This is a genomic window from Agrobacterium sp. 5Ca39, from assembly GCF_055382365.1.
In genome coordinates this window covers 40,944-65,031 of record NZ_AP026436.1, presented here as the reverse complement: position 1 = coordinate 65,031, position 24,088 = coordinate 40,944, and the positions used below count along the sequence as shown (strand labels likewise).

The window sequence follows — 24,088 nt, the reverse complement described above, 5'->3', positions numbered from 1 at the left end:
CCTCTAAAACGTCCTCATTCCGATTGCAAGCGATTTTGCTTCGAAATTGTCATTTTTCCGCAGCAATTCAATTATCGCATTGAAAATAAACGACATTCCTAAACGTGCGTTTTCGAGAGCGCGTGAGCCGCATATCATCCAGCGGGTATGAAGGCTGCGCTGGACTATGCGGTTGGGGGCTTTCAGGCGGTTCTGGCCGCCTGCACCGTCGTGGCGCGATCGGCGATCTCGATGCGGAACTGCGTGCCGGGGCCCGGCTTCTCGACAAGCGCGATGGTGCCGCCGTGGGCCAGCACCAGTTCGCGGGCGATGACCAGGCCGAGCCCGGTGCCGCCGGAACGGGCCGAGCCCCTGAAGGCGGAAAACAGGTTCTCCTTGGCCTTCCGCGGCATACCCGGACCGTTATCGTCGATCACGATGCTGACAACGCTGCCGGCCCTCTGACCCGAGATTGAAAGATACCTCGGCGCGGCATTGGCGGCATCGGATTGCAGGGCCTGGACGGCATTGCGACACAGATTGTGGATTACCCGGAATAGCTGCTCCGAATCCGCATCCACCGTCAGCTCCGCGGGCACGCTGTCGCGGAATTCAATACCGCTGTCCGGCTCCAGCGCCAGGATATCGCGCACGTCCCGCACCAGAAGGCTCAACTGCACCATCTTGCGTTTCGGCGCACCTTCCGTCGCCTGGCCATAGGCCAGAACTTCGCCGGTATAGGCAACGGCACGGTCGATGGTACGCAGCAGTTTCGGCGCGAAGCTTCGCACCATCGGGTCCTTTGCGTCCACCAGACGGTCAGACATCAACTGCGCGGATGAGAGGATGTTGCGCATGTCGTGGTTTATCTTCGAGACGGCGAGGCCGAGATCCACGAGGTTTTTCTGTTGCCGCAGCGTTTTCTGGAGTTCCGTCTGCATATCGGCGAGATGACGCCCGGCGACGGCCAGCTCGTCCGTTCCCTCCTCCGGCACGAAAATCCGCTCCGGGTTGCCAGGATCTTCCGAAAAATTCTGCATGCCGAGCGTCAGCCGGCGTATCGGCCGTATCATGATGCGGTTGATGGAGATGAAAATGAGGCCGGCGGTGATCAGCGACAGAACGATGGAAATGAGGAACACATTGCGGGCATAGGCCAGCATGGCAGCCCTGAGCTTGTTCTCGCCCAGCACCAGTTCGATGATGGTGTCGCTGTCACCAACGACATCGAAAACGCGAATGACGCGGTTACCGCCAAACAGCAGGGTGGAAAAGGCATCCCGGACTGCGGCCACCTGCGACACATCGGAAAGATCATATTGCTCATCGACGCCGGGCGGGGTTTCCGCAGCCGCCAGCAGCCGCGACGTACCGTCCTTGCGCAGGGCTATCAGTTTTGCCCCTGTCGCCATCAGGGTATCGTTCTGCACACTTCGCGGCAATTCGGCCTGCAGTCCGTCAATCACCGCGCCGGCCGCGGCAGCCGTATTCAGACGATCCCTCAACCAGGACAGGCGCATATTGGCGACGGAAGGCACGAAGATGAGCACTTCCGCGATCATGACAAAAATGACCGTGAGCAACAGCAGCCGCCCGGAAAGACCGGCAGTCAATCCCGGCATGCCGTGCGCCGGATTATCTTCCGTGCGGTCCAAGCTGTCTACGCCTTTAGAAAACACCGGGCCCTGATCCTGTATGCGCGCCGCCGCTTCGGTTGAACGGCTCGGTTTATATGCACCAACGATAATAGGACCTAACGGATTTTTTTCCAATGCGCTGCGACGCAAGGTTTTCATCGCAATAAAACAAACGCCGCCACAAGGCGGCGTCTGAAGCAAGAAGCGGCTTAGTTATCAGGTAACCCCGTCAGAATTCCTGCCAGTCCCCCAGCGCCGGCGCTACGGCTGGCTGAGCGCTGAGTGCCCGGCTGACGCTGTTCATCAATTTGCGCGCCGGAGAAGCCACCGCCGTCGTTCTGTCTGACACTGCAACGGGCCGCATGGGCTGCGCGGCGCGGGCCGGACGCGACACGGTCTCGGCGCGAAGGTTCCGCTGAACACCATCCGCGCCGACATTGAAGCGGGTCACCAGCGTGACAAGATGGTCCGCCTCGCTGCTGAGCTTATGGGTTGCGGCCGAGGTTTCCTCCACCATGGCGGCATTACGCTGTGTAACCTGATCCATCTGGTTAATGGCCGTATTCACCTCGTGCAGGCCTGTGGACTGTTCCTTCGCCGCGGTAGCTATGGAGTGGATATGCTCGTTGATCGCCAGGACGCGCGTTTCGATCTCACTCAAAGCGCTGCCGGTTCTCTGGACCAGCGATACCCCGCGCCCGACTTCCTCACCGGACTTGGTGATCAGCGCCTTGATGTCCTTGGCCGCCGTTGCCGAGCGCTGTGCGAGCTCACGCACTTCCTGAGCGACGACTGCAAAACCCTTGCCTGCCTCGCCGGCCCTGGCCGCTTCCACGCCCGCATTCAGGGCAAGGAGATTGGTCTGGAAGGCGATTTCATCAATGACATTGATGATCTGGCTGATTTCCCGCGACGCATGCTCGATACGGTCCATCGCCGAAACGGCATCGCGTACGACATTGGCGGATTCTTCGGTCTTCTGCTTGGTTTCAGCCACCATGGCGCTGGCTTCCTGGGCGCGGTCGGTGGAATTTCGGACGACGGCAGTGATCTCGTCCAGAGCGGCGGATGTTTCCTCGAGCGCCGCGGCCTGCTGTTCCGTTCGCCTGGAAAGATCATCGACGGCCGAGCGCAATTCGCCGGCATTACCGCTGATACCCTCCGTACTGCTGCGCACTTCGCGCATTGTTTCCCGCAGCTTGGCCAGCGTCTGGTTGACGTTCGACTGGAGTTCGGCGAACACGCCGCGGAACTCGCCATCCATCTTCTCCGTCAGATCACCCCGCGCAAGACCTTCGATGACGCGGCTGGTCTCGGAGACACCATTGTCCACGCCGATAAGCAGGGCGTTGATCGTGGCTGCGAAACGGTTGAGGTTGTCGTCGCCATAATCCTTGTTGATACGGCGGCTGAAATCCCCTGCGGCGGCGGCATCGACGACAACGGCCATGCCGGCCTGCAGGTCGTCACTCTTGGCCCGCATGGCGGATTCCTGAGCGTTCATGCGGCGCACTTCGCGGCCATTGGTCTTGAAGACCTCGACGGCCGCGGCCATTTCGCCAATCTCGTCCTTGCGCCCAAGGTAGGGAACTGCCACATCCAGATTTCCGTCGGCCACCTCGCTCATGACTTGGGATACCCGGCGGATCGGCGCACTCAGTTGACGCGTTCCGATATAGAGGCCGAAAGCAGCCCCCGCCCCCACGCCGGCGACAGTCACCGCGACAATCACCCAGAATATGGAAGTGCTGAAAGCGTCGACCCCCGCCTTGACGACTTCAAGCTCGGCAATGTCGTTTTTCACGATACTGTCGATCTCCGCCTGATAGGCCTTGCGATTGGCGCGGTTTGCTTCGTTGTTGCCCTGCTGGCTCGCCGCCTGAGGCCCGCTTTCCTTAGCCAGCCGGACGGTCTCCAGGCGGAAAGTCCGGAATTCCTTCGAGCGGCCGGCAAGCTTGTCGAAACCAGCCTTCTGTTCCGCCGGCACGAGCGGTGCCCAGCTGGTAATGAGCTTGTCCATGGCGTCGAGGTTCTTGACCATGCCGTCGGCAAAGGGTGCGGCCGCAGCAATGTCCGCCGCTGCATAGATGCCACGCGCCTCCATGACGACTGCCGTTACCAGACGGTTGAGCGCTTCGCCCTTGTAAGCCCGTTCGGCCGCTTGCTCGAAATGGTGCGACCGAACCCAGAATTCGTTGATCGCATAGATGGACAGCCCGCCGATGGTACAGGCAACAAGGCTCATCAGCCCGACAAGTAGATTGATACGACCGCGAATTCTCAATTTCGTTCCCCCAACAAAAACCAGCTGCGCTATGAAAATGGGAAGCTGGCATAACTTTTCGCGTCACAAGATTTATCAATGCGGCCTTAAGAAAGAATTTCAGATTTTATCGATTGCGGATGGGAATCGGCCCTCATCGGCCGTCGACGAGAGAAATCGCGGTGCGTTTTCCGCAAAAGGTGAAGGGCGAAAACCCCTCCGGCAATTGACTTTGCTTGGGCTATGCCCTTATAAGCCGCGCACGCTCGGCCATTGAAAGCTCGCCCAGGCGGGTTTAGCCGTGCAAAAAACGAAACGCTCTTGCAAATAATTGCAAATTCAAGAAGGGCCGCACACCGCGGTATTAAATAAATGTCGAAGCGTACCTACCAACCGTCCAAGCTTGTTCGCAAGCGTCGTCATGGTTTCCGTGCCCGCATGGCTACTGCCGGCGGCCGCAAGGTTCTCGCAGCCCGCCGTGCGCGCGGCCGCGCTCGTCTGTCGGCTTAATTGCCGATCTGTGGCCCGATGAAAGTCGCGGGCACATGAGCGAGACTAAGAAAAGCCCCGGCCGGCTTAAAAACCGGTCGGAGTTTCTTGCCGTTCAGGCAGGTGAAAAACGGCGGGGAAGCACCTTTCTTCTGGAAGTGCTTGATCGGAAATCCCCGGAAACCGAGCCTCGCGTCGGTTTCACCGTAACAAAAAGACAAGGCAACGCGGTCGAGCGAAATCGCATGCGCCGCCGTCTGAAGGAAGCCGTCAGGCTTTCTGCCGGGGTCGCAATGAAGCCCGGTCATGACTATGTGATTGTCGCCCGCAGGGATGTGCTTGATACGGCCTTCCCGAAACTTCAGTCTCTCCTTGCTGAGCGCATTGAAGGAACGGCGAAACCGAAACGGTCCCAGGAGACCCGCTCCAGGAAAGAATGATGGAAAAGAACCGCAATTACTTCATCGCGATAGCCCTTTCGGTTGTCATCGTCCTCGCCTGGCAATTCCTTTACATGAATCCGCGTATCGAGCAGCAGCGCCGCGCCGAAGAGGCCCGCCAGGCGCAGCAGCAGACCACGCAGCAACAGCAGCCGGCGCCGGGCGCCGCACCAGGTGCTGCCGTTGAAGGCGCACCGCCCGCCTCCTCACCGCAGACTGCCGCAACGGCGACCCGCGAAGAGTCGATTGCAAGAACCCAGCGTGTGGCCATCGACACCAATGCCATCGCCGGCTCGATCAATCTCACCGGCGCCCGCTTCGACGACATCCGGCTCAAGGACTACCATGAGACCGTCGATGACTCGAGCCCGATCATCACGCTGTTCTCGCCCGCTGACACCAAGGACGGTTACTTCACCGAGCTCGGTTACGTTGCAGCGCAGGAAGTCGGCGGCGTTCCCGGTCCGACCACTGTCTGGACGCTCGCAAGCGGCGACAAGCTGACGGAAAACACGCCCGTCACCCTCACCTACACCAATGCCAAGGGTGTGATTTTCTCCCGTACGGTTTCGATCGACGAGCATTACATGATCTCGGTCGCCGACAAGGTTGAGAACCCCGGCCAGGCGGCCATCTCCTTCGCCACCTATGGCCGCGTGACGCGTAACAACAAGCCCGCAGTTCCCCCGGTCTTCGTCATCCATGAAGGTTTTCTCGGCGTTTCGGGCAAAGACGGCAGCCTGACGGAAGAAAAGTACAAGGACGTCGAAGAAGCACCGGTAACGGTTGCCAAGGCGACCGGCGGCTGGCTCGGCATCACTGACAAGTATTGGGCTGCGGCCATCGTTCCGCCCCAGACGACGCCATTCGAAACCCGTTATTCGCACATCACCGGCAATCAGCCGAGCTATCAGGCAGATTTCAAGAGCGACCCGATGACGGTCGAGCCCGGCCAGTCGATCGAGCTGAAGAGCCTTGTTTTCGCTGGCGCCAAGGAAGTGCCGCTGGTTGACCGTTACGAGACGACCTACGCAATTCCGAAGTTCGACCTTCTGATCGACTGGGGCTGGTTCTACTTCATCACCAAGCCGATGTTCAAAATGATGGATTTCTTCTTCCGTTATTTTGGTAACTTCGGCGTAGCGATCCTGCTCACCACCATCGTCGTCAAGGCCCTCTTCTTCCCGCTCGCCAGCAAGCAATATGCTTCCATGGCGAACATGAAGCGCGTGCAGCCGAAGATGGAAGAGCTGAAGGCCAAGCATGGCGATGACCGCATGGCCATGCAGCAGGCGATGATGCAGCTCTACAAGGAAGAAAAGATCAATCCTGTTGCCGGCTGCTGGCCGATGCTGCTGCAGATCCCGGTCTTCTTCGCGCTCTACAAGGTCATCTACGTCACCATCGAAATGCGGCACGCGCCGTTCTTCGGCTGGATCCACGACCTTTCCGCGCCGGACCCGACATCGCTGTTCAACCTCTTCGGCCTTCTGCCTTACGATGTGCCGCACTTCCTGATGATCGGTGTCTGGCCGCTTGTCATGGGCATCACCATGTTCCTGCAGATGCGCATGAACCCGACGCCGCCCGATCCGACGCAGGCGATGATCTTCAACTGGATGCCGCTGATCTTCACCTTCATGCTGGCCTCCTTCCCGGCCGGTCTGGTCATCTACTGGGCATGGAACAATACGCTCTCCATCACCCAGCAGGCGGTCATCATGAAGCGCCAGGGCGCCAAGATCGAGCTGTTCGATAACATCAAAGGACTGTTCAAGCGAAAGCCGGTGCAATCGAAATGAGTGAAACCGGCGCGGCAACCGAAAAGCCACTATTCGGACGACCCTGGATTTTCATTCGCGGCGTCCCCGCGATGAAATTCCTGCCGCCTGAAGGGCCGCCGGAAATTGCCTTCGCCGGTCGTTCGAATGTCGGCAAGTCCTCGCTCATCAATGCGCTGGTGGGCCACAAAGGGCTTGCCCGCACCTCCAACACGCCGGGACGCACCCAGGAACTGAATTATTTCGTTCCCGATGGTTACTCCGGTGCTGAGGGCGATCTTCCGCCGATGGCGTTGGTCGACATGCCCGGTTACGGTTATGCGCAGGCCCCCAAGGATCAGGTCGATGCCTGGACGAAGCTCGTCTTCGATTACCTCCGCGGCCGTGCGACGCTGAAGCGTGTCTACGTGCTGATCGATTCCCGCCACGGCGTGAAAAAGAATGACGAGGAGGTTCTGACCCTCCTCGACAAGGCGGCTGTGTCCTACCAGATCGTGCTGACGAAGACGGACAAGATCAAGGATGCCGGCGTGCCGCGGCTGATTGGCGAAACGCTTGAGAAAATCCGCAAGCGCCCTGCCGCCTATCCGGAAGTTCTCGCCACATCCTCGGAAAAATCAGTCGGGCTGGATAACCTGCGGGCCGAGATCATCAGAACGATCTCTCTTTGAGAGGCTTGCCTCTCAGGCGACGGTGAAAAGCAGAACGGCGGTCCAGAGCATCGCCGTCAAAGCCAGAAGGCGCCAGAAGCGCACGGAATGCCATATCTCCGAGAGCATGGCTGCGAACATGCTGCCACTCCGCAACGGCTGGCTCCTGAATGGCAGACCGGATCGGCGGGGGTCCCGCTCCAGCAACGCAGCGACGGTCGCATTTTCGCGATATTCGGTTTCCGCCAGATTGTCACGCCAGCGCCTGACCATGGCCGCGAACTGCCTGTCGCGTTTTACGCGCTTGGCAAGCTCCGCCATGCTTTCCGGCGGCAGGGCACCCAGCACATATTCGCCGGCGAGCACTTCGTCCCGCAAACCGCTTTGCTTGTCTCGATCGGGTGCCGTCATGTGTTCAATCACTCCTCGGTCGTTCAGGTGCACCATTTCCACGGCGCGAGACATCTCCATCACCCTGAATTAACCCCTCCCCTTCATCAGCAAGGCTGGTCCCATTGGCCCTTTATGTCAATCTCATTACAGGGCCGGAACAGGCAAAAAAAGAAATTTGACCGCAGCCGACACAATAAGGCCCGGAGGTTATTTCATCCGTCAAAGACTTGCTTTAGAGCGGTGACAGGCTTCAACGGCCGCAACCACAGACCGAGGTTTTTAGATGACGTCTTCCGAAAGCGAAACTCAGGCGCGGCTGCTCGCACAGGCTCTGCCTTTCATGCAGAAATACGAGAACAAGACCATCGTGGTGAAATATGGCGGCCACGCCATGGGCGATTCCACGCTTGGCAAGGCATTCGCGGAAGACATCGCCTTGTTGAAGCAGTCGGGAATCAACCCCATCGTCGTGCATGGCGGCGGCCCGCAGATCGGCGCCATGCTGAGCAAGATGGGCATTGAGTCAAAATTCGAGGGCGGCCTGCGCGTCACCGACGCCAAGACGGTCGAGATCGTTGAAATGGTTCTGGCCGGCTCGATCAACAAGGAAATCGTCGCCCTCATAAACCAGACGGGCGAATGGGCCATCGGCCTGTGCGGCAAGGATGGCAACATGGTCTTCGCCGAGAAGGCGAAAAAGACCGTGATCGACCCCGACAGCAACATCGAGCGCGTGCTCGACCTCGGCTTCGTCGGCGAAGTCGTGGAAGTCGACCGCACACTGCTCGACCTGCTCGCTAAATCGGAAATGATTCCGGTCATCGCACCGGTCGCCCCTGGCCGCGATGGCGCGACATACAACATCAATGCCGATACCTTCGCCGGCGCGATTGCGGGTGCACTTCACGCTTCGCGTCTGCTGTTCCTCACCGACGTTCCCGGCGTTCTCGACAAGAACAAGGAACTCATCAAGGAGCTCACCGTCTCGCAGGCACGCGCCCTCATCAAGGACGGCACGATTTCCGGCGGCATGATCCCGAAGGTCGAGACCTGCATCGACGCCATCAAGGCTGGTGTTCAGGGTGTGGTGATCCTCAACGGCAAGACGCCGCACTCCGTCCTTCTGGAAATCTTTACCGAAGGCGCCGGCACGCTCATCGTGCCCTGATGTGCTTCAGGGTGGCGGACGGCAAATCTGTCCGCCACATCAGGCATTCACCCGAATGCCAGGAGCGACAGCACACCGACCACAATCAGCAGGCAACCGGACAGTTCAAGCCGGTTGATCTTCTCCTTGAAGAAAAGCACGGTCGAAGCGAAGGCGAACAGCATCTCCACCTGCGCCAGTGCCTTCACCACGGCGGCCTGCTGCAGGGTCATTGCCGTGAACCAGCCGAACGAGGCCGTGGCACCCACGAAACCGACCGCAAGCGACGGTTTCCACACCCTGGCGATGCGCCGCAGTTCTTCCCTTTCCCGCCAGATGATCCACAGGAACATCGATACCGTCTGCATGACGATGACGATGACGAGGGTGAAGCCCGCCTGCATCATCGCATCCGGGGCAGCCAGGCTTGGTGCTAACGCCAGCGATGCCGACCGATATGCAACAGACGACAGTCCGAAGAACGCACCCGAGGCGAGGCCGATACCCGCCGTTCGGCTGAAGATCGAGGTCAGGAAGGAAGCGGGCGTTACTTCCGTGCGCGCCACGGAAATCAGCATGACGCCGGCGACCGAAATCGCTATCGCCGCCAATGTACCGGCCGTGACGCTCTCGCCTATGAAAATGAGAGCAAACAGCGCCGCCTGTGCCGGCTCCGTGCGGGAATAGGCCGTGCCGACAGCGAAATTGCGGAAAGAGAACAGGTGCACCAGAAGGAATGTGGCGGCGATCTGCGCCATGGCCCCGACCGTTGCCCACACGGCGAAGGCCATGTTCGGCACCGGCAGCGGACGCCCAAGCCCAAGATGCAGGAATGCAAGATAAGCGAGAGCGAAGGGCATGCCGAACACGAAGCGCACAAACGTTGCACCCGTGGTGCCCATCATGCCCTTGAGGTGTTTTTGCAAAGTCGAGCGCAGGTTCTGCAAAAACGCGCTTGCGAAAGTAATGCCTATCCAGAGTTCCATGGCTTTGGCGGTATCATGCGCGCGAGGCCGCAGCCAAGCCCGAATTTCTGATCAATCGTCCTCTTTTCGATTTTCTTCCGCATTCGAAACAGGCATAAAGCTGCCCCATGGACACAAAGCCGAAAAACCTGCCAGACGCCGCCGATTTCGCCCATGTCAGCGAATGGGTCTTCGATCTCGACAACACGCTCTATCCGCATCACGTCAATCTGTTTTCCCAGATCGACCGCAACATGACGGCCTATGTGGCGGAGCTTCTGAAGCTCGACCCCGACGAAGCGCGCGCCTTGCAGAAGCGTTATTATCACGACCACGGCACGACGCTGCAGGGCCTGATGATCCATTACGGCATCAGCCCGGACGAGTTTCTGGAACGCGCCCATGCAATCGACTACTCGGCGCTGAAACCGCATCCGGAACTGGGTGAGGCCATCAAGGCTTTGCCGGGTCGGAAGTTCATCCTCACCAATGGCAGCGTCAAGCATGCGCAGGCTGCCGCCGGAGCGCTCGGCATTCTCGATCAGTTCGAGGATATTTTCGATATCGTCGCCGCGGGTTATTTGCCGAAACCTGCCAGCGCAACCTACGAGAAGTTTGCAGCACTTGCAAAACTCGATACGAAAAAGGCTGCGATGTTCGAGGATTTGCCGCGCAATCTCGCGGCCCCGAAAGCGCTGGGCATGAAGACCGTGCTACTCGTGCCATCAAATCTTGAGGGCGTCATAATGGAACGTTGGGAAATCCCTGATGTGACGGATGAGCATATCGACTACATTACCGACGATCTGACCGGGTTCCTGACAAAAACCATCGCCCGCTGAGTAGCGAACATTACCGAAGCTTCATGCACCTTACGGATGTTTAAGTGGTGGGGCTTGCTGGACGTCACTATCTTTTCTTCAGGGACACCAAAGAAAGGTAATGACGATGACCACACGCAAAATCGCCCTGTCTGCTCTTGGCGCAGCCCTTGTGCTCAGCACGGCCGCAACGGCCAGTTTCGCCGCACCCGGTAAAGGCCATAAGGATCGCATGCCGATCCGCCAGGAGGCTGCCTTCGTTCACCTGCTGAAGGTGGCCGACACGAACAAGGATGGCAAGATTTCCAAGGAGGAATTCACCGCCCGTCAGGATGCCCTGTTCGCTGAGATCGACAAGGACAAGGACGGCTCGATCACGCCAAAGGAAATGCGCGAATATCGTCACGCAAAGATGGAGGCCTTCCGGGCCGCTCACCCGCGCCCCGAGCGGGAAGAGGCCAAGGCGGATGAAGCCAAAGCCCCTGAGGGCAAGCGTGCCGAGCGTGACCATGGTGGTCGTTTCGGCCATCAGGGCTGGGGCAAGCACGGCGGTAAAGGTGGCGGCTTCGCGCTGATCCGCTGGGCCGATACTGACGAGAACGGCCAGGTCAGCAAGGCCGAATTCGCCGCCGCCGGAGAAAAGATGTTTGAACGGCTGGACAAGAACAAGGACGGCGTCATCTCCATCGACGACATGCCGGACCGGCCGTTCCTCTAATCCAAAAAAGCAGAAAGCCCGCTCAACCGGCGGGCTTTTTCTTAATGCAGGCTGACGGTTTTAAGATCGTCTTCCGCCGCCTTGAAGAAGGTGCTCGAACGATTGTCTGTCAGGAGAATTGGCGTCCCGTCCGCGCCGAACAATGCCCAAAGGTCCAATTGCGGATCGAGATCGGGCGCCTCCGGGAAACAGCGGCTGACGTCTTCCGCTCGGATCTTGCGGATATATCCCACTTCTCCTTCGCCGATATGGGCGAGCTGGGATTGGGTGAGACGCGCATGCGCTTCTTTCAAAAGCATATTTCAGCCTCCTTCTTCACGCCGAGCGATTCATGTCCGATTCCGGCGTTCATGGTCTACTCTGAGACGGAAATATTAATTTTCTTTACCACGTTTGAAATTTCGGGCCGGACCAGATCGATGGAAAGAAGGCCGTTGCGCAGGCGCGCCTCCCTGACCTGCATGCCATCGGCAAGCACGAAGACCCGCTGGAACTGGCGTGCCGCGATGCCTCGATAGAGAAAATCGCGCTTCTCCTGTTCCTGCTGGCGTCCGCGAATGACGAGCTGATTATCAGCCGTCGTCACGTCGAGATCGTCCTCGGAGAACCCCGCCACGGCAATGGTGATGCGCAGGCGTTCCGGTACGTCATCGCTGCCGGGCAGGCGCTCAATATTGTAGGGAGGATAGCCGTCATTGGCCTTCGCCATGCGCTCCAGCGTCTTTTCCATGGCATCGAAACCCAGCAAAAGCGGGTGGGTGAATGGCGTCATGCGACTCATATCTGTTCTGTCCTTGCAACCAAGCGACGTTTAGCGGCCCCGCTTCCGGCAACCTCGCCGGTCAATCGCACCGGCCCCTGCAATATGGGAAGCCGAACCGCGATGCGCAAGTCAAAGTGACCGGTGAGCGGCGGCAGGAATGAGGCTTGACAAGTGAGCACCCGCGGCTCGAAAAAAGCGCTCATCTCAACGGCGGGCAAGACATGGCAGAACGCAGAAAAATCATTATCGACACCGATCCCGGACAGGACGACGCAGCCGCGATCATGCTGGCCTTCGGCAGCCCGGAAGACATCGAAATTCTGGGGTTGTGCGCAGTTGCCGGCAATGTTCCCCTGAAGCTGACAAGCCGTAACATTCGCATCATCTGCGAATTGTGCGGTCGCACCGACATACCCGTTTACGAGGGCGCCGAAAAGCCGCTGGTGCGCAGGCCCATCACCGCCGAACATGTCCACGGCAGTACAGGTCTCAACGGCCCGGTTCTCGACGAACCGACCATGGAGGCAGAAAAGCAGCACGCGGTCGATTTCATCATCGAGACGGTGATGCGGGAGCCTGAGGGCACCGTTACCCTCTGCACCCTCGGGGCCTTGACCAACGTGGCGCTAGCGCTCCTGAAGGCGCCGGAGATCGCTGATCGCGTCAAAGAACTGGTGATGATGGGCGGCGGCTTCTTCGAGGGCGGCAACATCACGCCCGCGGCGGAATTCAACATCTATGTGGATCCGCAGGCTGCCGACATCGTCTTCCGCTCCGGCATGCCCATCGTCATGATGCCGCTCGATGTCACGCATCAGTTGCTGACGACCAAGGCACGCGTCAATCGCATTCGGGAGATCGGCACGAGGCCGGCGATCGCCATGGCGGAAATGCTGGAATTCTTCGAGCGGTTCGACATCGAGAAGTACGGTTCGGATGGCGGTCCGCTGCATGACCCAAGCGTTATTGCCTATCTCATCAAGCCCGAACTGTTCGAGGGCCGCGAATGCAATGTCGAGATCGAGGTCCATTCCGAACTGACCATGGGCATGACCGTGGTGGACTGGTGGCGCGTGACTGATCGCCCCGCCAATGCCCGCGTGATGCGAAAGGTGGATGCGGATGGTTTCTTCGAGTTGCTGACGGAGCGTTTCGCGCGTCTTTGACGGACGCTGATAATAAAAAAGGCCGCTGGCGATACCAGCGGCCCTTTATATTTCAAACGGAAAACCGCATCAGAATTCCGTCCAGTCATCCTGAGCCAGCGCATTTGCGCCGCTGGTTCTAGGACGCGCGCGGGGCGCAGCTGGACGGGCGGACGTCGGGGCGGCAGCAGCGGGAGCGCGCATGGCCGCAGCGGGAGCGCGCATGGCCGCAGCGGGAGCGCGCATGGCCGCAGCGGCGGCACGCAATTGCTGGCTGGGCTGACCGCCGGAAACTACGAAACCGGCGACAAGCGATTTGAGCGTTTCGGCCTCGCTGTTGAGTGTCACGCTGGCCGCAGTGGTTTCCTCCACCATCGCCGCATTTTGCTGGGTGACCTGATCCATCTGCGTAACGGCGGAGTTGATTTCCTTCAGGCCCACCGCCTGCTCACTGGCTGAGGCCGAAATTTGCCGTATAAGCTGGTTGATCTGCAGAACCTGATCGGCGATCTTTTTCATCGTGTCGCCGGCCTTGCCGACCAGCTGAACACCCTCGCCCACCTGCGTGGCCGAGGTATTGATCAGACCCTTGATCTCCTTGGCAGCAGTTGCAGAGCGCTGCGCGAGTTCGCGCACTTCCTGTGCGACAACGGCAAAGCCCTTGCCGGCATCACCCGCGCGGGCCGCTTCCACCCCGGCGTTCAGCGCCAGAAGATTGGTCTGGAAGGCGATCTCGTCGATGACCCCGATGATGCGAGAGATTTCCGCCGAAGATTGCGCAATGCCCTGCATGGAGTTCACGGCCTGCTGCACGACCTCGCCAGACTTGCCGGCGTCTTCACAGGCATGGCTGACGGCACCGGCCGCCTCTGCGGCGTTTTCGGCGCTGGAATTGACCTGGGCGGTCAGCTCGTTAAGCGCAGCGGCAGTTTCTTCAAGGCTGGCGGCCTGCTGTTCCGTGCGATGCGAGAGATCGCTGGCGGCGCGGGTGATCTCACCGGTGCCATTGCCGATGCTGACGACGGTTGCGTTGACGGTGGAAACCGTTTCCTCGAGGCTGGCAAGCGCCGAGTTGAAGTCCTCGCGCAGCTTTGCATACTCACCCGGGAACTCGTCCTGAATGCGGTAGGTCAGATTGCCCTGCGACAGGGCATTCAGGCCGGAACCGAGAACGCTGACAATGTGCTGCTGCATGCGGCTGTTTTCATTGCGCTCGAATTCAGAGCGCTGGCGCTCCGTTTCGGCGTGACCACGCTGGGCGTCGGCTTCGGCCTCCATCTCACGGATGCCGGCAAGCTTGGCGCGGAAACCTTCAAGCGCTGTCGCAACCGAACCGGTCTCATCCTGCCGGTCTTGACCGGAGACGGGCACATCGTAGCGACCGTCGCTCAGCGTCCTGACGTCGGTAACTAGCGATGCAAGCGGGTTGCGAACGAAATAACGGACTGCAAAATAAAGCGCTGCAATGACGGCGGCAAGAATGACGATCGCACCGATGATCATCAGATAGGTCTGCTCCTGAACCGGAGCGTTCAAGGCCTGATGGGGAATATCAACAAGGACGACCCAGGTTGCGTTGAGCCCTGGAACGGCGAAGGGATAAACGAGACGGTTATACGGCGCGTCGGTATCAAGGCCGAGGTCTTCGATGAGGCCCTGCTTACCCGAAGCGATCGCGGTCTGGACAGTGGCTGCGCCCTCTCCGTCATAGGCTTTCATGTTCTGCTCGGGCGTCGGCGGCACCAGCCACTGGCCACCCTGGGAGACGAGCGTCACACGGCCGGTCTCGAAAGGATGCAGAGCCTGCAGCTTCTGGGTGAGAGACGCGAGCGAAATATCGACACCCGCCACGCCGATCATCTTGCCATCAGACATGACGGGATAGGCAAGCGAGGTCATGGTGGTCGGCACTTCCGTGCCTTCGGCGAGATAAGGTTGGGTAATCGCTCCCTTGCCGGTCTTGGCGGCCAGCGCATACCACTCCGCTGCGTAATCGTTCTTGAAGGTGGAGAACTGGATATCGCCCTTCTGGGTCTTGGACCAGTAAGGTGCGAAGGCGCCGGTCGCGTTGGTGCCGAGATCGAGCCTGTTGGCGATCTCTGTCGTCTGACCATCGAAAAGACCGAGCTGTTCGCAGAACCAGCTGCCGAATGCAAAAGTATTCTGCTCGACATTGGCCTTGAGGATGTTGACGATGCCAGGGCGATCCATCGACTTCGCCTGATGCGCCCGACCGATGACGCCAGCCATTGAGCGGGCAGCGCTGCCGAGTTCACCGACATCGGCGGCGATGACGTTGGCGATGGCGCGGGCTTCCGTATTGGCCTGATCCATGGTCAACGCGTGCACGCGCTCACTGGTCTGGGAGATGAGGAAAGAATTGGATGCAACGAGAACCGTGGTGATGGCACAGCCGGTTACGAGGATCAGCTTGGTCGCAAGCGACTTCACTTTGAGATTGAACATTTAGGCCCCAATGGAAATCGTCAACCCGAAGGAGCTGACGTCAACGGATGACAATCTCCGTCATGGAGGCCCGTCCGCATGGGACAGTGCGCTGCAGCGCGACAGGGCGAAGTTAGAATATGATTGCTAATTAAGCCCTAATATTACTTCGCCGCGCCATGCATCTTCAGTGTTCGTAGTAGTCGGAGATGATCTTCCAGGCATCGTCCGCCGTTTCGGCAAAGTGCAAGAGATTCATATCCTCGGGAGCGATGGTGCCGAAATCCGCCAGGAACTCGAAATTGACGACGGATCGCCAGAACTTTTCTCCAAAAAGAATGAGAGGGATCGGGGCCATGCGCTTGGTCTGGATCAGCGTCAAGGCTTCAAAAAGCTCATCGAGCGTGCCAAAACCGCCGGGGAAAACCACCACGGCCTTTGCCCGCATCAGGAAGTGCATTTTCCGGATCGCGAAATAGTGGAAATTGAAGCTCAGTTCCGGCGTTACATAAGGGTTGGGCGCCTGCTCGTGCGGCAGGACGATATTGAGGCCGATGGAAGGGCCGCCGGCATCCATGGCGCCCCGGTTACCCGCCTCCATGACGCCGGGACCGCCGCCGGTGACCACCACATATTCCAGGTGACCGGATTTCGCGCCGTAGTCGGTGCAAAGGCGGGCGAATTTGCGCGCTTCGTCGTAATAAACCGAGGACTGCTCGAGATTGCGCTTCTGCGTTTCGTTGCGCGCGGCCCAGGCCTCTCCTCCCGGTTCGGGAATGCGGGCGCCGCCAAACATAACGACGGTGGAATTGATCCCGCGTTCGGTGAGCGCCATTTCCGTCTTCAGAAGTTCCAGCTGCAGCCTGACGGGTCGCAATTCCTCGCGGCAGAGAAAGTCCGTATCCACATAGGCCAGCCGGTAGGACGGGGAGTCCGACTGCGGCGTCTTGACAACGACCTCGGCCTGCTGCTTGTCCACAGCGCTGCGCTTCAACGGGTCCCATACCCCGTCCTTGCGCCGCAATTTGCCGTTTTTCAGTCGTGTCATTTCCATGCCTTTCATCTGCGGCGCCAAATCACCCAAATCGCATTGACGCCTTTCCAACACTCCCTTAGATCAAATGGCCAAAGCCTTCCAGCGGCACGGAACCCGCCGTGACCACGAACACACGCGACTTTAAGGAATTTTCCATGAGCCTCACGGATCTCTCTTCCCTCGAAACGATCATCGAAACCGCCTTCGACAACCGCGACAGCGTGAATGTATCGACGAAGGGCGAGGTTCGCGACGCCGTGGACACATCTCTTCAACTTCTCGACAGCGGCGAGGCACGCGTTGCTGAAAAGCAGGCGGATGGAAACTGGAAGGTGAACCAGTGGCTGAAAAAGGCCGTGCTTCTCTCCTTCCGTCTCAATGACATGGAAATCGTGACCGGTGGTCCGGGCGAAGCCACCTGGTGGGACAAGGTTCCGTCGAAGTTTGAAAACTGGGGTGAAAACCAGTTCCGCGCCGCCGGTTTCCGCGCGGTGCCAAACGCCGTCGTGCGCCGCTCGGCTTACGTGGCCAAGAACGTCGTGCTGATGCCTTCCTTCGTCAATCTCGGCGCCTATGTCGATGAAGGCACGATGGTCGATACCTGGGCAACGGTCGGCTCCTGCGCGCAGATCGGCAAGAACGTGCATCTCTCCGGCGGCGTCGGTATCGGCGGCGTTCTGGAGCCGCTGCAGGCAGGGCCCACCATCATCGAAGACAATTGCTTCATCGGCGCGCGTTCGGAAGTCGTTGAAGGCTGCATCGTGCGCGAGGGTGCTGTTCTCGGCATGGGCGTCTTCATCGGCAAATCAACCAAGATCGTTGATCGCGCCACCGGCGAGATCACCTATGGCGAAGTCCCGCCCTATTCCGTCGTCGTTGCCGGCACCATGCCGGGCAAACCGTTCCCGAATGGCGAGCCCGGCCCCAGCCTCTATTGCGCCGTGATCGTCAAGCGCGTCGATGAAAAGACCCGCTCCAAGACCGGCATCAACGAGCTTCTGCGCGACTGATATAAAGCTGATACCATGACCACGACCGATCCCGTTGCCAATCTCGCCGCCCTCATCCGTTGCCCTTCGGTGACGCCTGCGGAAGGCGGCGCGCTTACTCTGCTTGACAACCTGCTTTCGCCGCTCGGTTTTGTGGTGGAAAAAATGGTGGCGAGCGAGGCGGGAACACCCGATGTAGAGAACCTCTATGCCCGTCTCGGCAACGAGGGGCCACATCTGATGTTTGCGGGCCATACGGATGTGGTTCCCGTTGGGGATGAGGCCGCATGGAGTCACCCGCCTTTTGCCGCAGAGATTGCCGGTGGCGAAATGTTCGGTCGCGGTGCGGTGGACATGAAGGGCGGTATTGCCTGTTTTGTTGCCGCCATTGCCCGCCATATTGAAAAACACGGCAAGCCGCAGGGCTCCGTCTCCTTCCTGATCACCGGTGACGAGGAAGGCCCATCAATCAACGGCACTTCCAAGCTGCTGGAATGGGCTGCTGCAAAGGGCGAGACGTGGGACGCCTGTGTCGTCGGGGAACCGACCAATCCCGACCAGCTGGGCGACATGATCAAGATCGGCCGCCGTGGATCGCTCTCCGGTCGCATCACGGTCCATGGCGTGCAAGGCCACGCCGCCTATCCGCATCTCGCCGACAACCCAATTCGCGGTCTGCTGCAGTTGACGCATGCGCTGATGCATCCGGCCTTCGATCACGGCACAGATGATTTCCAGCCATCGAATCTGGAAGTGACGACCGTCGATACCGGCAATGCCGCCACCAATGTGATCCCGGCGCGGGCGACAGCCGCCTTCAACATCCGTTTCAACGACACCTGGACCGCGGAGAGCCTTCGGGCGGAAATCATCCGCCGCCTGGATGCCGCTGCGGCAGACGGCGAGCTTCGCCCCGACCGCACACCGGTAAAGTACGAGATCGTCTGGGCGGACCGACCGGCCCATGTCTTTTTGACCCGAAACAATGCCCTCATTTCGTCGCTGTCAGGCGCGGTGGAGGCCGTGACCGGCAAGGAGCCGAAGCTTTCAACCACCGGCGGCACGTCGGATGCGCGCTTCATCAAGGACTATTGCCCTGTCGTGGAGTTCGGCCTTGTCGGGCAGACCATGCACATGGTCGATGAGCGGGTAGCCATTGCCGATCTTGAGACGCTGACGCGCATTTACGAAACCTTTATCGAGCGCTGGTTCGCCCATGCCGACGGCAAGTGAAGTAAGGCTCTATCTGACGGGCCTGTGGCTGTTGCTGCTCGGCGACCATAATGGCGCACGTTATCTGGACCTGACCGAACGCGGCATGTGGCGGTCCTTCTATTCCGTCCTTTGGTGCCTGCCCGCCATGCTGGTTTCCTGGCTGTGGCTGCGGGCAGCGTTTCTCGCCAGCTACCCGCCGGGAACAGGAACGGGGTTCATCTTCTTCTTCCGCCTGGCGATGGTGGAGGCCATTTGCTGGATCGTGCCGCTGCTTTTGATCGGCATGTTGCTCTTTGCCTTTGGCGCACGTGAAAAATTCACGCCTCTCGTCACCACCATGAACTGGCTGTCGCTGCCCTTCTCATACGCCTACGCCGTTCTGATCCTGATTGCGTTCTTCCTGCCACCGTTGCAGGGGCTGATCGCGATTTTGTGGCTGGCGCTGCTTCTGTCGCTGGTCTTTGCCTTTTCACGGATCGTGCGGTTTTTTATCCGCGACCAGTCGCTGCTCGTCTCCGCCATCGTCATGACGCTACTGGTGCCCGGCATGCTTCTGTCGGAAGCGTTGCAGCGCTTTCTCGGTGTCTATCCGGCCTGAGAGAATTAGACGTCAATCCGCATCCTGCATCACCTCGGCTTCGGGGTGGCGGCGCGGCGGAATGACGTCGGGATAATCGACCTGCATGAAATAAAGACCGTCCGGTGGCGCGACCGGGCCACAGGCCTTTCGATCGCGTGCCTCCAGTGCGGCACGCACGTCCTCTGGCGTCATCGTGCCCTCGCCTGCCAGTTTCAGCGTGCCGGCGAAAGAGCGGATCTGGTTATGAAGGAAGCTCTGCGCCGTCGCGCGTATCTCGATGAGATCGCCATTGCGCGTCACATCCAGCCGGTCGAGCGTGCGCACGGGGCTGTTCGCCTGGCAGTGCACGGAGCGGAAGGTGGTGAAATCATGCCGGCCGACGAGCATCTGGGCGGCTTCATGCATGCGCTCGTGATCGAGGTCCTTCGACACCCACCAAGCCCGCTTGTGCTCCAGCGCCAGCTGGGCTTTGCGGCAGATGATGCGGTAGAGATAGTGCCGACGAAGGGCGGAAAAACGGGCGTCGAAATCCTCAGTCACGGAGGCGGCATCGAGCACGGCCACCGCTTCACCCGCCATGGCGAGATGCGCATTGATGGCATTGCGTAGCTTGTAGGGCTCCCAGTCTCGCGAGAGATCGACATGGACAACCTGCCCAACGGCATGCACGCCGGAATCGGTGCGGCCGGCGCCGCGAATGGAAACGCTCTCGCCGGTCAGCGACCGAACCGCAGCCTCTAGCGCACCCTGAACCGAGGGGCCGTTTTCCTGTCTCTGCCAGCCATAATAGGGCGTACCGTCATATTCGACGGTCATGCGGAAGCGTGGCATCAGCCGAGCCTCGTAGTGGCCGGAACCGGGGTACCGCGCACGAAATCGGCCGCCGACATCGGCTTGCCACCCGCCTTCTGCAAACGGGTAAGCCGCACGGCGCCGCTGCCGCAGGCAATGGTGAGAACATCATCCAGTGCGCTGCCTGCCTCACCCATTCCGCTGGCGAGCTCGGACGCCAGTACCTTGACGCGCTCGGGCTTGCCGCCGATCTCCATCTCCAGCCATGCGCCGGGAAACGGCGAAAGGCCGCGAATATGATTATGCACATCCTGCGCCGGCCTTGAAAAATCGATACGGGTTTCACCCTTGTCGATCTTTGCGGCGTAGAGCACACCCTCTTCCGCCTGTGTGACGAGGGGCAGGTCATCTGCTTCCAGCTTGTCCATCGCCTGACGCATCAACCGAGCGCCTGTCAGCATCAGGCTGTCATGCAGCTCGCCGGCCGTCATGTTCTCGCCGATCGTGACCTTTGCCGTAAGTGCAACAGGGCCGGTATCCAGACCCTTTTCCATTTTCATGACCATCATGCCGGTTTCGGTGTCACCCGCCATGATCGCCCGCTGGATGGGAGCCGCGCCGCGCCAGCGCGGCAGCAGCGAAGCGTGACCATTATAACAGCCAAGCCGTGTGCCGGAGAGAATGGCCTCTGGCAAAAGCAGCCCATAAGCCACGACAACAGCCACATCGGCATTGAAATCCCGAAACTGCTGGCGATCTTCCTCCGCCTTGAAATTCAAGGGTGTAAGTACCTGTAAACCCAGCAGTTCCGCAGCCTGATGCACCGGCGATTTCTGCAGATCAAGGCCGCGACGGCCGCCTGGACGCGGTGGCTGGGTATAGACGGCAGCAATCTCGTGGCCCGCTTCCACCAGTGCACGCAACGTCGGAACGGAAAAATCCGGCGTGCCCATGAATATGATGCGAAGAGCCATGATTGCCCCCTGCCCTGTCTTCCGCTCCGTCAGCTGTGCGACGGATCAGACTTTTGCGCGGGCTGCTTTCGTGAATTTCTTGATGACCATGTCCCGCTTCAACCGCGAGATATGGTCGATGAACAGAACACCATTCAGGTGATCGATCTCATGCTGAAGGCAGGTTGCCAGCAGACCATCCGCCTCGACCGTCTGCTGCTTGCCGTCACGACCGACATATTGCACCGTGAGCGACGCAGGGCGCTCCACCTCGGCATAATAATCGGGAATCGAGAGACAGCCTTCCTCATAGGTGGAAATGTCATCGGAAACCTTGAGGATTTCCGGATTGATGAAGACGATCGGGGTCTTTTCTTCGCCTTCACGCGCAACATCGATCACCAGCAACCGGCGCGGCACACCTATCTGGATGGCGGCAAGGCCGATGCCGGGGGCATCATACATCGTTTCCAGCATGTCGTCCGCCAAACGCAGCACCTCGGCATCCACCTTTTCGATGGGCTTCGATTGCTGGCGCAGCACGGGATCGGGCAAAATGATAAGCGGTTTGATGGTCATGGCTTCCCATAACGTATCTCTCGCGCGGAGGAAATAAAAAACACGACGATGAAAACGGCTGGCGGCATCCGTTCTGCCGGACTCATTTCCGCCGCAGGAATGTTCTTGTTTTGATCTTCCGAATCAATCGAAATCTGCTAGATTTAGTCATGAACATAGACTTCTCCGTTCTCCTTCAACCCGCGCTGCGGGCCGGCTCAGTCGACATCAGCTTCGGCGCGCTTCTCGCTGCCGCGATTTTCGGCCTTTTCGTTACATGGCTTGTGACGGCGAACCGGTCGAAGAAAGCTGGGGCCGATGGCGAGATCTCCGACCTGCTCAAAACCCAGTCCGAACTGCATGGCCGGATCGCGGCCATGGCGGAAACGCTCGGCACGCGTCAGACGGAGATGAGCCAGACGCTGAATCAGCGTCTTGATGGCATGTCGCAGCGGCTGGGCGAAACGCTGACGGAGCAGACCCGGTCTACCCATGAAAATCTGAGCCGCCTTCAGGAGCGCCTGGCGGTCATCGATGCCGCACAGGGCAATATTCAGGATCTGGCCAAGGACGTGGTCGGGCTTCAGGCGATACTTTCCAACAAGCAGACACGCGGAGCCTTCGGACAGGCGCGCATGGAGACGTTGATCGCCGACGCCCTGCCGCCGGGTTCCTTCCAGCTGCAGCCGACACTTTCCAACGGTTACCGGCCGGACTGCACGATCAAGATGCCGAACAATGCGCCGCCGCTCGTCATCGATGCCAAGTTTCCGCTGGAAGCCTGGAACGCCATCAAGGCGGACGAGACGCCGGAAACCAAACGCGCGGCCGTGCAGCAGTTCCGCCGGGACATGGAAGTGCATATTCGCGATGTCGCCGAGAAATATCTCATTCGCGGCGAGACACAGGATACCGCCTTCATCTTCGTGCCGTCGGAATCGATTTTCGCCGATATCCACCAGCATTTCGAATATCTAGTGCAGCGCGCCCATCGCGCCCGGGTGGTCATCGTTTCGCCATCGCTGCTGATGCTGTCGGTACAGGTCATCCAGTCCGTGCTCAAAGACCAGCGCATGCGCGAACAGGCGCATCTCATTCAGGGTGAAGTGGCGCTGCTCATGGACGATGTGCGGCGGCTGGACGATCGGACGCGGAAGCTGCAGGCCCATTTCGGGCTGGCGCAGAAGGACGTCGACATGATGCTTATCTCCTCTGACAAGGTACTGGCGCGCGGACAGAAAATCGAGGGGCTCGATTTCTCAACAACGGAAAAGGACGCGCCGCACGGAGAAATCGAGCAGGCCCGGCGCTTTGCCGAAAACCGAGCCGGTGCGGCGAAATTGCGGGTAGTTGACGACGAGTGATCGTCTCGGGCAAAGTCGCCGCCTTGCTTAAATTTCATACGGACCCAGCGCCCCATGATTACTGTTTTCGGCTCCATCAACATGGACCTCGTCGCGACCGCCAAACGTCTGCCCAAGCCCGGTGAGACCGTAACGGGAGAGACATTCTCCACGGCCGCCGGCGGCAAGGGAGCCAATCAGGCGCTGGCCGCACGGCGTGCGGGCGCCACGGTCAAGATGGCGGGCGCTGCGGGTGATGACACCTTTGCCGCACCAGCGCTGACCTTGCTACGCGACGCGGGAACCGATCTGTCATTGGTCAAAACCGCGCCCGGCCCGACTGGAACGGCGGTTATCCTGATCGGTGAAGGCGGAGAGAACATGATCTCGGTCATTCCCGCTGCGAATGGTGAGGTCTCGGCATCCGACGCGGCGAAGACCATATCCGAAATGGCTGCAAGCGATATTCTCATGCTGCAGTTCGAGATACCGGCACCCGCCATCGAAGCTGCACTGACGGCCGCAAAGGCGAAACGCGTCACCACCGTTATTAACACAGCACCGCTGACCGCGGACGGACCGCGTCTCGCCGGCCTTGCCGATATCGTCATCGCCAATGAAACCGAGTTCGAGCTGCTGATCGGCAAGAATGGCCTCTCCAGCGACGAGCGGGAAAACGAACTCAAGGCCCTTCACGAGAGGACCGGCCAGACTTTGATCGTCACGCTCGGTGCGGATGGCGTGATCGCCATTCGTAATGGCAAGCTCTACAGGGCTTCCGGCCTGAAGATCGAGCCGGTCGATACGGTTGGTGCGGGCGATACCTTCTGCGGATACCTCGCCGCGAGCCTTGATCAGGGAATGGATTTCGAAAGGGCTCTGAAGCGCGCCGCGGTTGCGGGCTCGCTCGCCTGCACGCGTGCCGGCGCGCAGCCTTCCATTCCGCAGGCAGCGGAAGTTGACGCGGCCCTTTAAGGGGTCTTGCC

24 protein-coding genes are annotated in these 24,088 nt (G+C 59.7%); 13 read left to right on the top strand and 11 right to left on the bottom strand.

Annotation, left to right across the window (positions count from 1 at the left end):
* Positions 1-182 precede the first annotated feature (182 nt).
* Both ACZ47E_RS00315 and ACZ47E_RS00310 read right to left on the bottom strand, forming a co-directional pair.
* Complete coding sequence (locus tag ACZ47E_RS00315; RefSeq protein ID WP_006698926.1) at positions 183-1,601, bottom strand: ATP-binding protein; 1,419 nt, start codon at positions 1,599-1,601, stop codon at positions 183-185.
* A gap of 244 nt (positions 1,602-1,845) precedes the next feature.
* On the bottom strand, positions 1,846-3,900 hold the full coding sequence (locus ACZ47E_RS00310; protein ID WP_278067185.1) for a methyl-accepting chemotaxis protein: 2,055 nt from the start codon (positions 3,898-3,900) through the stop codon (positions 1,846-1,848).
* A 351-nt stretch (positions 3,901-4,251) separates the two neighbouring features.
* Here ACZ47E_RS00310 and rpmH point away from each other — a divergent pair, with 351 nt between their 5' ends.
* From rpmH to yihA, 4 genes are read left to right on the top strand one after another with little or no spacing between them, the layout of a single operon-like run.
* On the top strand, positions 4,252-4,389 hold the full coding sequence (gene rpmH, locus ACZ47E_RS00305) for a 50S ribosomal protein L34 (protein ID WP_003493611.1): 138 nt from the start codon (positions 4,252-4,254) through the stop codon (positions 4,387-4,389).
* Between the two features lie 35 nt (positions 4,390-4,424).
* Positions 4,425-4,808 carry a ribonuclease P protein component gene (gene rnpA / locus ACZ47E_RS00300; protein ID WP_004439680.1) on the top strand — a complete coding sequence of 128 codons (384 nt, stop codon included), beginning with the start codon at positions 4,425-4,427 and terminating at the stop codon, positions 4,806-4,808.
* Complete coding sequence (gene yidC / locus ACZ47E_RS00295) at positions 4,808-6,610, top strand: membrane protein insertase YidC (RefSeq protein ID WP_004439678.1); 1,803 nt, start codon at positions 4,808-4,810, stop codon at positions 6,608-6,610. Before rnpA ends, yidC begins: the two co-directional genes overlap by 1 nt.
* Entirely contained in the window at positions 6,607-7,260 is a 654-nt protein-coding gene (yihA, locus tag ACZ47E_RS00290; protein WP_004439676.1) for a ribosome biogenesis GTP-binding protein YihA/YsxC, read from the top strand. The genes yidC and yihA overlap by 4 nt, the downstream gene beginning before the upstream one ends.
* Before the next feature lie 12 nt (positions 7,261-7,272).
* Here the strand turns inward: yihA and ACZ47E_RS00285 are convergent, their stop codons facing one another.
* A complete protein-coding gene (locus ACZ47E_RS00285; RefSeq protein WP_045533198.1) occupies positions 7,273-7,650 on the bottom strand; it encodes a hypothetical protein in 378 nt (125 codons plus the stop codon).
* 265 nt (positions 7,651-7,915) lie between these two features.
* Between ACZ47E_RS00285 and argB the strand changes: the two genes are divergently transcribed.
* Positions 7,916-8,800, top strand: coding sequence for an acetylglutamate kinase (gene argB / locus ACZ47E_RS00280; protein WP_004439672.1), 885 nt, complete (start codon positions 7,916-7,918; stop codon positions 8,798-8,800).
* 47 nt (positions 8,801-8,847) lie between these two features.
* On the opposite strand, the gene ACZ47E_RS00275 is transcribed toward argB, so the two are convergent.
* Positions 8,848-9,765 carry a DMT family transporter gene (locus ACZ47E_RS00275; RefSeq protein WP_278067184.1) on the bottom strand — a complete coding sequence of 306 codons (918 nt, stop codon included), beginning with the start codon at positions 9,763-9,765 and terminating at the stop codon, positions 8,848-8,850.
* Positions 9,766-9,872: 107 nt separating this feature from the next.
* Here ACZ47E_RS00275 and ACZ47E_RS00270 point away from each other — a divergent pair, with 107 nt between their 5' ends.
* Positions 9,873-10,586: a pyrimidine 5'-nucleotidase gene (locus tag ACZ47E_RS00270; RefSeq protein ID WP_022555532.1), complete on the top strand. Its 714-nt coding sequence runs from the start codon at positions 9,873-9,875 to the stop codon at positions 10,584-10,586.
* Between the two features lie 100 nt (positions 10,587-10,686).
* Positions 10,687-11,283: an EF-hand domain-containing protein gene (locus tag ACZ47E_RS00265; protein WP_464016881.1), complete on the top strand. Its 597-nt coding sequence runs from the start codon at positions 10,687-10,689 to the stop codon at positions 11,281-11,283.
* Positions 11,284-11,324: 41 nt separating this feature from the next.
* Here ACZ47E_RS00265 and ACZ47E_RS00260 read toward each other — a convergent pair whose 3' ends face one another.
* Positions 11,325-11,582 carry a BQ00720 family protein gene (locus ACZ47E_RS00260; RefSeq protein ID WP_003503706.1) on the bottom strand — a complete coding sequence of 86 codons (258 nt, stop codon included), beginning with the start codon at positions 11,580-11,582 and terminating at the stop codon, positions 11,325-11,327.
* A 56-nt stretch (positions 11,583-11,638) separates the two neighbouring features.
* Positions 11,639-12,064, bottom strand: a complete 426-nt coding sequence (locus ACZ47E_RS00255) for an Hsp20 family protein (RefSeq protein WP_006698921.1) — start codon at positions 12,062-12,064, stop codon at positions 11,639-11,641.
* A gap of 203 nt (positions 12,065-12,267) precedes the next feature.
* On the opposite strand from ACZ47E_RS00255, the gene ACZ47E_RS00250 reads away from it, so the two are divergent.
* Positions 12,268-13,212, top strand: coding sequence for a nucleoside hydrolase (locus ACZ47E_RS00250; RefSeq protein ID WP_004439655.1), 945 nt, complete (start codon positions 12,268-12,270; stop codon positions 13,210-13,212).
* 69 nt (positions 13,213-13,281) lie between these two features.
* Here ACZ47E_RS00250 and ACZ47E_RS00245 read toward each other — a convergent pair whose 3' ends face one another.
* Both ACZ47E_RS00245 and ACZ47E_RS00240 read right to left on the bottom strand, forming a co-directional pair.
* Positions 13,282-15,657 (bottom strand): methyl-accepting chemotaxis protein, encoded by a 2,376-nt coding sequence (locus ACZ47E_RS00245; protein WP_464016880.1) that lies wholly within the window; start codon positions 15,655-15,657, stop codon positions 13,282-13,284.
* A gap of 166 nt (positions 15,658-15,823) precedes the next feature.
* The gene (locus ACZ47E_RS00240) at positions 15,824-16,684 is read right to left on the bottom strand and encodes an LOG family protein (protein WP_004439649.1); all 861 of its coding nucleotides are present in this window, start codon (positions 16,682-16,684) and stop codon (positions 15,824-15,826) included.
* A gap of 143 nt (positions 16,685-16,827) precedes the next feature.
* Between ACZ47E_RS00240 and dapD the strand changes: the two genes are divergently transcribed.
* The 3 genes from dapD to ACZ47E_RS00225 are packed head-to-tail and all read left to right on the top strand — an operon-like array spanning position 16,828 to position 19,474.
* On the top strand, positions 16,828-17,682 hold the full coding sequence (gene dapD, locus ACZ47E_RS00235) for a 2,3,4,5-tetrahydropyridine-2,6-dicarboxylate N-succinyltransferase (RefSeq protein ID WP_006698917.1): 855 nt from the start codon (positions 16,828-16,830) through the stop codon (positions 17,680-17,682).
* 15 nt (positions 17,683-17,697) lie between these two features.
* Complete coding sequence (dapE, locus tag ACZ47E_RS00230) at positions 17,698-18,894, top strand: succinyl-diaminopimelate desuccinylase (RefSeq protein ID WP_006698916.1); 1,197 nt, start codon at positions 17,698-17,700, stop codon at positions 18,892-18,894.
* Positions 18,878-19,474 carry a hypothetical protein gene (locus ACZ47E_RS00225; RefSeq protein ID WP_004439642.1) on the top strand — a complete coding sequence of 199 codons (597 nt, stop codon included), beginning with the start codon at positions 18,878-18,880 and terminating at the stop codon, positions 19,472-19,474. The genes dapE and ACZ47E_RS00225 overlap by 17 nt, the downstream gene beginning before the upstream one ends.
* 12 nt (positions 19,475-19,486) lie before the next feature.
* On the opposite strand, the gene truA is transcribed toward ACZ47E_RS00225, so the two are convergent.
* From truA to def, 3 genes are read right to left on the bottom strand one after another with little or no spacing between them, the layout of a single operon-like run.
* The gene (truA, locus tag ACZ47E_RS00220) at positions 19,487-20,287 is read right to left on the bottom strand and encodes a tRNA pseudouridine(38-40) synthase TruA (protein ID WP_278067182.1); all 801 of its coding nucleotides are present in this window, start codon (positions 20,285-20,287) and stop codon (positions 19,487-19,489) included.
* Positions 20,287-21,222 (bottom strand): methionyl-tRNA formyltransferase, encoded by a 936-nt coding sequence (gene fmt, locus ACZ47E_RS00215; protein ID WP_278067181.1) that lies wholly within the window; start codon positions 21,220-21,222, stop codon positions 20,287-20,289. The genes truA and fmt overlap by 1 nt, the downstream gene beginning before the upstream one ends.
* A gap of 45 nt (positions 21,223-21,267) precedes the next feature.
* The gene (def, locus tag ACZ47E_RS00210) at positions 21,268-21,780 is read right to left on the bottom strand and encodes a peptide deformylase (protein ID WP_004439632.1); all 513 of its coding nucleotides are present in this window, start codon (positions 21,778-21,780) and stop codon (positions 21,268-21,270) included.
* Between the two features lie 149 nt (positions 21,781-21,929).
* Here def and ACZ47E_RS00205 point away from each other — a divergent pair, with 149 nt between their 5' ends.
* Together ACZ47E_RS00205 and ACZ47E_RS00200 are read left to right on the top strand one after the other, a co-directional pair.
* Positions 21,930-23,123, top strand: a complete 1,194-nt coding sequence (locus ACZ47E_RS00205; RefSeq protein ID WP_006698913.1) for a DNA recombination protein RmuC — start codon at positions 21,930-21,932, stop codon at positions 23,121-23,123.
* A 54-nt stretch (positions 23,124-23,177) separates the two neighbouring features.
* On the top strand, positions 23,178-24,077 hold the full coding sequence (locus ACZ47E_RS00200) for a ribokinase (RefSeq protein ID WP_035206699.1): 900 nt from the start codon (positions 23,178-23,180) through the stop codon (positions 24,075-24,077).
* The last annotated feature ends 11 nt before the right edge of the window (positions 24,078-24,088 follow it).